This is a genomic window from Phyllobacterium sp. P5_D12 (assembly GCF_054049495.1).
Window position 1 is genome coordinate 1 of sequence record NZ_JBFUMG010000106.1, and the last position, 11,102, is coordinate 11,102.

General features: G+C 56.6%; 11 protein-coding genes. 6 read left to right on the forward strand and 5 right to left on the reverse strand.

Annotated features, from left to right (window positions below; all coding sequences use genetic code 11):
• Positions 1 to 1,728 (reverse strand): hydantoinase/oxoprolinase N-terminal domain-containing protein (locus ACXJ5O_RS09730; RefSeq protein ID WP_457299709.1); only part of this gene is annotated, 1,728 nt, incomplete at its 3' end.
• A gap of 158 nt (positions 1,729 to 1,886) precedes the next feature.
• Here ACXJ5O_RS09730 and ACXJ5O_RS09735 point away from each other — a divergent pair.
• Positions 1,887 to 2,849: a cation diffusion facilitator family transporter gene (locus tag ACXJ5O_RS09735; RefSeq protein WP_457299710.1), complete on the forward strand. Its 963-nt coding sequence runs from the start codon at positions 1,887 to 1,889 to the stop codon at positions 2,847 to 2,849.
• A 3-nt stretch (positions 2,850 to 2,852) separates the two neighbouring features.
• Here ACXJ5O_RS09735 and ACXJ5O_RS09740 read toward each other — a convergent pair whose 3' ends face one another.
• The gene (locus ACXJ5O_RS09740; RefSeq protein WP_457299711.1) at positions 2,853 to 4,091 is read right to left on the reverse strand and encodes a DNA recombination protein RmuC; all 1,239 of its coding nucleotides are present in this window, start codon (positions 4,089 to 4,091) and stop codon (positions 2,853 to 2,855) included.
• Positions 4,092 to 4,204: 113 nt separating this feature from the next.
• On the opposite strand from ACXJ5O_RS09740, the gene def reads away from it, so the two are divergent.
• Genes def through truA form a run of 3 tightly spaced genes read left to right on the forward strand, consistent with a single transcriptional unit; the run spans position 4,205 to position 6,474 of the window.
• Entirely contained in the window at positions 4,205 to 4,735 is a 531-nt protein-coding gene (gene def, locus ACXJ5O_RS09745; RefSeq protein ID WP_457299712.1) for a peptide deformylase, read from the forward strand.
• 10 nt (positions 4,736 to 4,745) lie between these two features.
• On the forward strand, positions 4,746 to 5,675 hold the full coding sequence (gene fmt / locus ACXJ5O_RS09750; RefSeq protein WP_457299719.1) for a methionyl-tRNA formyltransferase: 930 nt from the start codon (positions 4,746 to 4,748) through the stop codon (positions 5,673 to 5,675).
• 13 nt (positions 5,676 to 5,688) lie between these two features.
• On the forward strand, positions 5,689 to 6,474 hold the full coding sequence (gene truA, locus ACXJ5O_RS09755) for a tRNA pseudouridine(38-40) synthase TruA (RefSeq protein ID WP_457299713.1): 786 nt from the start codon (positions 5,689 to 5,691) through the stop codon (positions 6,472 to 6,474).
• On the opposite strand, the gene ACXJ5O_RS09760 is transcribed toward truA, so the two are convergent.
• Together ACXJ5O_RS09760 and dapE are read right to left on the reverse strand one after the other, a co-directional pair.
• Entirely contained in the window at positions 6,426 to 7,052 is a 627-nt protein-coding gene (locus tag ACXJ5O_RS09760; protein ID WP_457299714.1) for a hypothetical protein, read from the reverse strand. The two genes, truA and ACXJ5O_RS09760, sit on opposite strands and share 49 nt — an antisense overlap.
• Positions 7,049 to 8,236, reverse strand: a complete 1,188-nt coding sequence (dapE, locus tag ACXJ5O_RS09765; RefSeq protein WP_457299715.1) for a succinyl-diaminopimelate desuccinylase — start codon at positions 8,234 to 8,236, stop codon at positions 7,049 to 7,051. Before dapE ends, ACXJ5O_RS09760 begins: the two co-directional genes overlap by 4 nt.
• Positions 8,237 to 8,336: 100 nt before the next feature.
• Here dapE and ACXJ5O_RS09770 point away from each other — a divergent pair, with 100 nt between their 5' ends.
• Complete coding sequence (locus ACXJ5O_RS09770; protein WP_457299716.1) at positions 8,337 to 9,353, forward strand: 2-dehydropantoate 2-reductase; 1,017 nt, start codon at positions 8,337 to 8,339, stop codon at positions 9,351 to 9,353.
• A gap of 43 nt (positions 9,354 to 9,396) precedes the next feature.
• Here the strand turns inward: ACXJ5O_RS09770 and dapD are convergent, their stop codons facing one another.
• Positions 9,397 to 10,251 (reverse strand): 2,3,4,5-tetrahydropyridine-2,6-dicarboxylate N-succinyltransferase, encoded by an 855-nt coding sequence (gene dapD / locus ACXJ5O_RS09775; protein ID WP_457299717.1) that lies wholly within the window; start codon positions 10,249 to 10,251, stop codon positions 9,397 to 9,399.
• A gap of 157 nt (positions 10,252 to 10,408) precedes the next feature.
• On the opposite strand from dapD, the gene ACXJ5O_RS09780 reads away from it, so the two are divergent.
• Positions 10,409 to 11,102 (forward strand): LOG family protein (locus ACXJ5O_RS09780; protein ID WP_457299718.1); only part of this gene is annotated, 694 nt, incomplete at its 3' end.

An 11,102-nucleotide genomic window follows, 5' to 3' on the forward strand; every position in this document is an offset into this window, starting at 1 on the left:
ACCAACGACAGCGCCCAGAGCGTTGGCGACGTCCGTATCTCCAGGGACAATGCATTCTGTACCCAGCATGTTACCCACGGCCGGATAATAGACCGGTGCAGATGCGCCTAGTCCAATCAATGGCCGGTCTATGTCCAGCTTTGCTCCGGCAATCCCACTCTCGCCCGAAAGGGCCCGCTGAACCAAAGGACTAGCCACCGTTTCCGATCCCTCTAGCCCATCCTCGGCAAAAACCGTCTCGAGAACCACTTCGGAGGAACGCCGGATCAAGGCATCATAGGTACGGTGGGAGACTTCCTCGGGCGTGTCGCAGAGTGGACGACCGGCGCCATCCTTGCGCCGTGCATAGAGTATGGCACCGTAGCGTGCTGCCTCTGCGTTCCAGTTATTTTGCAGCCCAAGAACGTGGCAAGCGTCTGACGGCGTGAAACCCGACAGATGAACCAAACCCCGCGCCACAAGCCGGTTGACAGTGGTCGCCTGGGAGATGGAACTCAAAAGCCTGTCCAGCGGCTGCGGTTCGGTTGTGATGCGTCCATATAGTTCTGCTTCATTTTTGGTCAAACCGGATGCCATTTGCACTGGAACACCAGTAAGAAGCGCAAAACGCCCATCCAATCGGCCGGCAGTGGCTGCCTTTGCTTGTCGCATCAGATGGTCAATGACCAATGAGCTGTGATTGGCGGCAAGCAGCGACAAGGGCACCAGGCGTCTCGGGCCAAGCTTGATGCCTGGAACCATGGCATTGTCATCGAGGGATACTTCGGAATCTCCCCCAAGACCAAAAGTATGCATGGCGACCGCCTCAACCATCGTACGGAAACCACCGACCGTGGCGCCGTTGGGGTCGAGCCGTGGCCGACCCTTGTCGAGAACTGCGACGTCCGTGGTCGTGCCGCCGATGTCGGAGACGATCGCATTATCAAGATCCGTCATGTATCTTGCACCGACAAGACTGGCCGCGGGTCCCGAAAGAATGGTCTCAATCGGTCGATGCCGGGCAAAGGCGGCAGAGACAAGAGCGCCGTCGCCGCGCACCACCATGAGCGGGGCGTGGATGCCGCTCCCATCGAGAAAACCTTCCGTTGCCGCCACTAGCCGGTCAATCATGGCGATGAGCCGGGCATTGAGAACAGTGGTCAAAGCACGCCGTGGGCCGTTCAATTTGGCCGAAAGTTCATGGCTGCAGGTAACGGGCAATCCGGTTTCTCTTCGCACGAGATCGCGAACTGCAATTTCATGTTCGGGGTTGCGTACGGCAAAATACGCGCAGACGGCAAAACCAGTTACCTCCCGCATTAACTGTGGGAGGGCCTCGCTCAACGCACTTGTATCGAATGGCTGCGCCCGGCCATAAACGTCATGTCCACCGGGGATGAAGATGACGGGATCTGATCCGAGGGCAGTGCCGAGATCGGCCTTTTCCAGATCAACTTTGGAGAATCCAACCATGACGAGTGCAATACGGCCGCCCTGCCCCTCTACAAGTGCATTGGTGGCCAGCGTTGTCGACATGGAAACAAGCCGTATGTCGGCAGGAGCGACCGATGTCTCAGCCATGATGCGCTTTACGGCCCCGGAAATCCCCACGCTCAAATCATGCCGCGTCGTCAAAGATTTGGCTTTGGCAATGACGCCGCGCTCTTCTGACCAAAGGACCGCGTCGGTATAGGTGCCGCCGGTATCCAGCCCAAGGAAGATAGCACTTTCAGTTGTGGATTCACTCATGATGCCCTGCACTATTTGAGGCAGGGTTATCGTATGAATGGTCGAAGAGCTAGCGCCATTCCGACCATTCTCTGCCGCAAGATTGTAAGACACGTGGTCGTGACCAGCCCCGGAACCAATCAAATCATATGGCGTTTCGCAAGGTCAGGGGAATCGCGATGTCATCACAATCAGCAACGACGCACGCTGGATCGAAGAAAGTGATCTACGCTGCCATCATTGGCAATCTGCTCATTGCTGCAACCAAGTTTATTGCGGCGTTTTTCACCGGGAGTTCGGCAATGCTTTCTGAAGGCGTCCATTCGTTGGTGGACACCGGCAATGGAGCGCTGTTGCTCTATGGTCTTCGCCGCGCTGCGAGGCCCGCAGACAAGACTCATCCGCTGGGTCATGGACGCGAACTCTATTTCTGGAGTTTTATCGTTGCGTTACTCGTCTTTGCGGTCGGTGCCGGCGTGTCGTTCTACGAAGGAATTATCCATATCCTGGATCCTGAACCGGTCGCCAACCCAATTGTGAACTACGTTGTGCTGGGCTTTGCAACTGTTTTCGAGGGAGCATCGTGGTCAGTCGCCCTGAAGGAATTTCGGGCGGCGAAAGGCGACCTCGGTTATGTCCGAGCCGTACAGCAGAGCAAGGATCCGAGCGTTTTCACCGTACTGTTTGAGGATACAGCGGCATTGCTGGGGCTAGTCATAGCCTTCATCGGTATCTCTACTGCGCAAATCTTCGCTATGCCGGAGCTCGATGGCGTTGCATCCATTGGCATTTCGTTGGTCCTTGCCGCGACAGCGATTTTCCTGGCGCGCGAAAGCAAAGGCCTCCTAATGGGCGAATCGGCGTTGCCCGAAGTCGAACAGCAAATCCTGGACATCGCTAACGGAGATCCGAACGTTCAGAAGGCCAATGGTGTGTTGACTGTGCACATGGGGCCCAAACAAATCGTGGCCGGCCTCAGTGTCGAATTCGAAGACCACGTCCAGGCACCCGAAATCGAAGCCTGTGTGGAGCGTCTTGAAGCCGCCATGAAAAAGGCCAATCCGGATATTGTCACGCTATTCGTCAAACCGCAGACGACCGGTACCTGGAAAGCACGGCGTCAGAAAATCGAGGCGGCTTAGGTCTTAATCGTCGCCATCAACCACCCGCAGGCGCAATTGACCCGTTGCCGAGGCAGCGGAACGTGTCGTTTCGGCATCCTTAAGAGAGTCACTAACCGGCGCTTCGGCAAATTCCAGGGCTTCAATCTTTTGGCCGCGCTTGGTCACTTTGCTGGAAGAGACCAAAATGTCGTCGATATCCTTGTTGGCCTGACCGAAATGCGTCTGCAAGCGGCGCACCCGATCATCGAGCCGCACCACATCCTCCATGAGCCTTATGACTTCGCCCTGAATGAGATGCGCCTGCTCACGCATACGGACATCCTTGAGGACGGCCTGAATCACCTGAATAGACAGCATCAGCAGTGAAGGCGAGACGATCACGATGCGCGAGCGATGCGCCTTCTGGATTACGGCCTCAAAATTCTCATGAATTTCCGCAAAAATCGATTCGGACGGCACAAAGAGAAACGCCGTATCCTGGGTCTCGCCGTTGATCAGGTATTTCTCCGCCACGTCACGGATGTGAATCTCGACGTCCCGGCGAAATTGAGCGGCTGCAATCTTCTTGGTATCCGGTGTTTCCGACTCGCGGATAGCATTCCATGCCTCCAGTGGAAACTTTGCGTCGATAACGAGATTGGGTGCGCCATTCGGCATACGCACCACGCAGTCCGGCCTGCTGCCATTGGAGAGTGTCGCCTGGAACTCATATGCGCCTTGGGGCAGGCCATCAGCGATGATTGCTTCCATCCGGGCTTGGCCAAAGGCTCCGCGCGTCTGCTTGTTCGCAAGGATTGCCTGTAGTTGCACAACTTGACCGGCGAGAGCCTGGATGTTGTTCTGCGCGGTATCGATGACCGCCAGCCGTTCCTGCAATTTCGTCAGATTTTCGTGTGTGGACTGCGTCTGTTCCGTCATGGTCTGGCCGATGCGGCTGGTCATACCATCGAGCCGTTCGCGGATCGATTGATTGAGTTCCGCCTGCCTTGATCCGAACAGCTCGGCCATTGTCTGCATCCGGCCTTGCATCTCCGACTGGCTTTTCAGAATTTCGCCCATACGGGCTTCCGCATCGCGCGCCCGGTCTTCTGCCTGGATCTCGGCGACCATCCGCATCCGGGTCGAGCGTAACGCTGCAATGACAGCAAAGAAAATTATAAGCGCTGTTGCGACACCCGTTATCAGCAAGGCCATACCGAGCGATACAGAGCTCGCGCCAAGTTGAAACAAAGTCTGATCCAGAGAAATTGACGTTTCCATAATGTGCAGACTAACCGATTCGGACGGCAAATGTGAGATCAAAACGAGAACATTTTTATAAACGACTTTCACGCCGGATTGACGGTTGAAAGCCGAGATATTAGGTGATGCTCATGTCTATAAAACCACTTGTCATTCTTCCCGATCCATTGCTGCGCCAGGTGTCAAGGCCTGTGGAGCGCTTCGACGCCGATTTGCGCAAGTTTTCGGCCGATATGCTCGACACCATGTATGACGCGCCCGGTATTGGGCTCGCGGCCATTCAAGTCGGTGAGCCGCTGCGTATGCTGGTTATCGACCTTGCCAAGGAAGACGAGCCTAAAGCCCCTCAGATATTCATTAATCCTCAAATATTGTCGTCGAGCGAGGAGCGTAATGTCTATGAGGAAGGCTGTCTTTCCATTCCYGACTACTACGCAGAGGTCGAGCGGCCGGCCCAGGTGCGCATTTCTTATGCCGACATCGATGGCAAACAGCACGAGGTTGCCGCTGAAGGGCTCCTCGCCACTTGTCTGCAGCACGAGATCGACCATCTGAACGGTGTTCTGTTCATCGATCACATTTCGCGATTGAAGCGTGAGATGGTGGTGAAGAAATTCAAGAAACTTGCCAAGGACCGCCCGCCAAGCCGGCTGGCGGTGTGAGCCGATGAGTCTGCGTATTGTCTTTATGGGAACACCGGAATTCTCGGTACCCATCCTCAATGCCTTGATCGGCCAGGGTCACGAGATTGTCGCTGTTTACAGTCAGCCGCCACGTCCTGCAGGACGGCGCGGGCTGGAGCTGACGCCCTCCGCCGTGCAGCGAAATGCCGAACAGTTCGGCATCGAAGTGCGCACACCAAAAAGCTTGAAGTCCGAGGAAGAGCAGCAGGCGTTTCGGGACCTTCAAGCCGATGTTGCTGTGGTCGTGGCTTACGGGCTTATCCTGCCTGCCGCGATTCTCGAGGGCACGCGGCTTGGCTGCTACAATGGACACGCCTCGCTGCTGCCGCGTTGGCGCGGAGCGGCGCCCATTCAGCGTGCGATCATGGCCGGTGATGACGAGACCGGGATCATGATCATGAAGATGGACGAGGGACTCGACACTGGCCCTGTCGCCATGGCTGAAAAGGTGAAAATCACGGCTGATATGACTGCCGGCGAATTGCACGACCAGCTTAGTATGGCTGGCGCCGATCTGATGGTCCGCGCCATGGCTGCACTGGAGCGCGACAGCCTTACACTCACGCCACAGGCCGCAGACGGTGTCACCTATGCTTCCAAAATCACCAAGGCGGAAACGCGCGTCGACTGGACGCAAGCTGCTATTGATGTTCACAACCGCATCCGCGGCCTTGCTCCGTTTCCTGGTGCGTGGTGCGAGATGGAAATCGGCGAGGAGCTTGAACGGGTAAAACTGCTGCGTTCGATCCTTGCAACCGGAGTGGGTGATCCAGGAACGGTCCTTGGCGACGATCTGCGCATTGCTTGCGGGGAAGGCGCGATTCGCTTGCGCTCCTTGCAGCGCGCGGGCGGCAAAGTCATGGATGGCCTCGAGTTCCAACGAGGCGCCAAGATCGCACAGGGAACACGCCTGCCATGAACGGCAAGACCTAGTGCCTCGTTACAAGCTCACCATTGAATATGACGGCACGCCCTACGCCGGCTGGCAGCGGCAGGAGAACGCCCACACGGTTCAGGCTGCCATCGAACAGGCGATCTTCAAATTCTGTGGCGAAACCGTTGCCCTTGGTGCAGCCGGTCGTACGGACTCGGGTGTGCATGCAACGGCACAGATCGCGCATGTTGATCTGACGAAAGACTGGGCCAGTTCCAAGGTGCGCGAGGCGTTGAACGCCCATCTGGTCATCGCCGGTGAAACTGCCGGCATCATCAATGTCGAACTCGTCGGTCACAATTTCGACGCGCGGTTTTCAGCGACGGGCCGGCACTATCTTTACCGCATCGTCAACCGCAGGCCCCCAGCTCCGCTTGAAGCGCACCGCGCGTGGTGGGTAAAGAAACCGCTTGACGAAATGGCGATGCACGACGCCGCACAACGGCTTATCGGCACCCATGATTTCACCACGTTTCGTGCAACCCAATGCCAATCAAAGAGCCCGGTCAAAACGCTCGATCATCTGAGCGTCGCTCGCATCGGTGAAATCGTCGAGATCAGGGCGTCCGCGCGATCATTCCTGCACAACCAGATCCGCTCCTTTGTCGGGACGCTAAATGAGGTCGGATGCGGGCGATGGGATGCAGATGATGTCACCGTTGCGCTTGTCGCCCGCGATCGCAAAGCCTGCGGGCCCGTAGCGCCGCCTTACGGTCTTTATCTTGTCGGCGTCGACTATCCCATCATTACCGGTTCGGGCAGAGAAATCCCCAGCACGTTCTGAAGCAGGATCATCAGGAACAGCGAGCCGACAATCATGATCACGAAAAACGTTGCCGTATAGGCATGAGATTTTTTCAGAGCGACATGTGTCAAACGGTAGGTCAGGTACATTACGCCTCCATAGAGGACAAGGCCAAAACCTGTGGCCAAAGCGGGCCAACCGGGCAGCAGTAGCCGTGCCAGCGTCGCTGGGACCATGAGCCAGGCTCCGATGGCGGTTCCCCAATTGCTTGCTACGACATAGGGACTGAAACGCTTGTTAAGACCAAGCCGCTTGGCACTGAGGGCGAGAACCACCAGCGGTACCACCCACGATGCAAGATCGACGAACGCCACCCGGCCCATGATGGAAAAGCGGTTACCCGTTTCCGGCTGCAATGAGATCATGTCGTTGGCGAAGATAATCCAGCCGAGGATAAGCGGCGGCAAGGAAATTGTAATCGCATGGAACGACTGCCAGAAGCCATCTTCGGAGAAATCGAGTTGGTCAAGCCCGTCGGCATGACCATTCATCATCCGCCATGCGCCCCACAGATATTGCTGAATCTCGTCAAAATCCGGCATTTCACTCGTAGTCATGCAAAAAAATCCGCGATGAACCGTTCGTAGATTTGCGTCAGTGTTTCAAGATCGGCAATCGCCACCCGTTCGTCAACCATATGCATCGTCTTACCGACAAGTCCGAATTCGACGACGGGGCAATAGTCCTTAATGAAACGAGCATCCGAGGTGCCTCCGGAAGTTGACAGTTGCGGACGCTTGCCCGTTGTCGCCTCGACAGCCGATGTCATAGTCCCGATCAGCTTTTCATCGTGCGTCAGAAAAACGTGGCTTACACGGTTACGCCAGGTCAGCTCGTAGTTCACCGGCGCCATTTTGCCAGGTCGCAGCTTGTGGCGACCCGCAGCCTTATCGAGACGGTTGTGTATCTCGGCCATCAGTGTCTCGTCGGTCCAGGTGTCGTTGAAACGAATATTGAACGTTGCGGCCGCCTTCGCCGGGATGACATTTACCGCCGGATTGCCCACGTCAATCGTTGTGATTTCGAGATTGGTAGCCTGGAAGTCTTTTGTTCCATTGTCGAAAGCGGGATAAAGCAAGCTCTCGACCAGCGTCACCAGCCCGCGTACAGGATTGTCCGCTAGGTGGGGATAGGCAACGTGGCCTTGCACACCATGAACGACGATCGTGCCCGATAACGAGCCACGCCGTCCAATCTTCATCATGTCGCCCAGTTTTTCGGGATTGGTCGGCTCGCCAACGATAGCAGCATCCCAGCTCTCGCCTTTTGCCTTGGCCCATTCCAAAAGCTTGCCTGTCCCGTTGATGGAGGGGCCCTCTTCATCGCCAGTAATCACAAAGGATATCGAACCGTTGAGTCCCCCGTGCTTCTCCAGATGGCGCCGTACAGCAGCGACAAAGCAGGCAATGCCACCCTTCATATCGACGGCGCCGCGTCCATACATTTCGCCATTGTGGATCGATGCCGAGAATGGCGGATAGGTCCAGGCTGCCTCGTCGCCTACAGGGACGACATCCGTGTGGCCCGCGAACATCAGGTGAGGTCCGTTGCCGGAGCGCCGCGCATAGAGGTTTTCGACATCCGGCGTACCATCTTCACTGAACGTTGGTCTCTCCACGGAAAAACCCAACGGCGTCAACATGGCTTCAAGGACTGATAAMGCACCCCCTTCCGCGGGCGTTATCGACGGACATGCTATGAGTTCAGCGAGATTTTGGACCGGGTCGATCAAGGATTTCATGGTCAAAGCGATAATGGAAAAGCACGATCCTGTCACGCACTGGATGGGGGTTCCTGTGTCTGATTTAATAACATCAGCGACTCAACCAAGGACCAGCAGCATGATCGGAATTGATAGCCGGATCGTCATAGCCGGCGCCGGGTCGATCGGATGCTACGTGGGCGGGCGTCTCGCTGTGGCAGGCAAGGCAGTGACCTTGTTGGTTCGGCCTCGGATGATTGAGGGACTCCAGCAAGAAGGCTTAAGAATCACTGACCCGGATGGATCGGAAAAGCTGGTAGAGCCCGGGCAATTTTTCCTGACAAGTGACCCTGAGACTGCGTTCGGACAAGCCGACATTATTCTCGTCGCCGTCAAGAGCGGCGCAACCGAAGAGATGGCCAAGTCGATAAGGGAAAATGCGCCATCCGATATCGTTGTGGTCAGCCTGCAGAACGGCGTCGGAAACGCTGATACTCTCCGCCAACATCTGCCTCCAGAAGCGATTGTTGTCTCCGGAATGGTTCCATTCAACGTCGTTCAGTCTGGGTCTGGCGTCAGCCCACTTAATGTAAGGCGGACAATGCCAGGGACCGTTCTTATCGACGATACCCTGGACGGCTTGGCAGAAGCTCTTTCAGTTCCGGGGCTCTCCGTGCAGGCGCATTCGGACATGCAAGGGATCCTGTGGGGCAAACTGCTGATAAATCTCAATAATGCTCTGAACGCCCTTTCAAACCTGCCGCTCGTTGAACAGTTGGCCGACCGAAATTGGCGGCTTTTGATAGCGGATCAGATGAGCGAAGGTCTCAAAGTTGTGAGAGCGCACGGTATCACGCCGGCAAAAGTGCAAGGGGCACCGCCCGCCGTTCTCCCCTGGATTCTTCGATTGCCCGATTTTCTTTTCCGCATCGCCGCGGCGCGAATGCTCGCGATCAACCCGCACGCCCGCTCGTCCATGTGGGAAGACCTGTCACGGGGGYGCGCCACCGAGATCGACTACCTTCAGGGGGTGATCATCCGGTTGGCCCGCGAGAAAAACATCGCAGTCCCGCTCACCCGCAAGGTCTCTGCCTGTGTGAGGCAGGCCGAGGGAAAGCCAGTGCGAAGTCATTCCGTCGAAGACATTCGTGAGTGACCATCAGGAAAGAGTATCTGACAACCCTCTTTCCCGAATTCGATCAATCGCGCAGCAGCTCATTAATCGAGGTCTTCGAACGCGTCTTTTCATCGACGCGCTTGACGATCACGGCGCAATAAAGGCTGGGACCCCAGTTCTCGCCCGGGACGTTCTTGCCGGGCATTGAACCGGCTACGACCACCGAATAGGGGGGGACTTCGCCATAGAAAATCTCACCGGTAGCGCGATCGACAATCTTGGTCGATTTACCGATAAATACGCCCATACCAAGAACTGAACCTTCGCGAACGATGCAGCCCTCGACCACCTCGGAACGTGCTCCGATGAAGCAATCGTCTTCAATGATCGTAGGTCCAGCTTGCATGGGTTCGAGAACACCGCCAATGCCGACGCCGCCAGACAGATGAACGCGTTTGCCAATCTGTGCGCAGGAACCAACGCCCGCCCAGGTGTCGACCATAGTCCCCTCGTCAACGTAGGCGCCGAGGTTGACGAAGGACGGCATCAAGATCACACCAGGAGCAATGTAGGCGGAGCGGCGGACAATCGACCCGGGAACGGTGCGAACACCCGCTTTGGCAAATTCAGTCGCACCCCAGCCGTCAAACTTCGATGGGACCTTGTCCCACCAGGTCGCCCCACCTGGACCGCCCTCGATAATGCCCATCGGGTTAAGCCGGAACGAAAGCAGGACCGCCCTTTTCAGCCATTGATTGACTTTCCAGTCGCCGCTCGCCTGCTTCTCCGCAACACGAACTTCTCCACTATCGAGCAGCAAAAGAGAGGTCTCGACTGCTTCCCGTACTTCGCCGCGCGTTTCGGTGCTGATTGCATCGCGTTCTTCGAAGGCCTTGTCGATCGTCTTCTCGAGATTGGTCAGATCGGGCTTGGACATTTTCAGATCACTCCATTAAACGGGCGGGCTATGGCTAATGACAAGGGCTACTATGTTAAGTCTGCGAGAGCGTCAATTCGCAGCGCCACATTGTTGGATGACGAATCGATTTTTATGTCCCTAAGCGCCATAAGTGTCCGCAGAAGGAGAAAAACAATTGAACACTGATGAAAAACACAGCTGGACGCCGTTCTCGCATTCTTCCGAAGCTGTACGCCGCGTAGAGAGCGCGCCGGAAACGCCGCAGACCCAATCGCCAACCTATCGGCTGGCCTTTGCCGATCCAGATTTCATGACGAAGCGTGAACTTCGCGCCGTGCGTCTGCAGCTCGAATTGCTCAAGCCGGAGATGGCACTGGCCGAGCGCGGCATTCGATCAACCGTCGTGCTTTTCGGCGGGGCACGCATTCCGGAACCGGGCGGCGCTGCCTGGGCAGCAAAAAACGAGACCCAGAAGAAGAACCTCGAAGCCAATTCTCACTATTACGCCGAGGCGCGCAAGTTCGCGCAGCTTTGCTCGACCTACTCTTCAACGACCTATAATCGCGAATTCGTTGTCGTTACCGGAGGCGGGCCCGGGGTGATGGAGGCCGGCAATCGTGGCGCCGCGGACGTCGGCGCGCCAACGATAGGGCTCAATATCGTGCTGCCGCACGAACAGGCACCTAACGCCTACGTAACGCCGGAGCTTTGCTTCAACTTCCACTACTTTGCCATTCGCAAGATGCATTTTCTCATGCGTGCCAAGGCCATGGCGATCTTTCCTGGTGGCTTCGGGACGATGGACGAGACTTTCGAGGCCCTCACCCTCATTCAGACCGGACGCATGGAGCGCATTCCCTTTCTGCTGT

Coding starts and splice junctions, on each gene's coding strand:
- ACXJ5O_RS09735 (WP_457299710.1), top strand. CDS start 1,887: ATGTCATCACAATCAGCAACGACGCACGCTGGATCGAAGAAAGTGATC.
- ACXJ5O_RS09740 (WP_457299711.1), bottom strand. CDS start 4,091: ATGGAAACGTCAATTTCTCTGGATCAGACTTTGTTTCAACTTGGCGCG.
- ACXJ5O_RS09760 (WP_457299714.1), bottom strand. CDS start 7,052: ATGACTACGAGTGAAATGCCGGATTTTGACGAGATTCAGCAATATCTG.
- dapD (WP_457299717.1), bottom strand. CDS start 10,251: ATGTCCAAGCCCGATCTGACCAATCTCGAGAAGACGATCGACAAGGCC.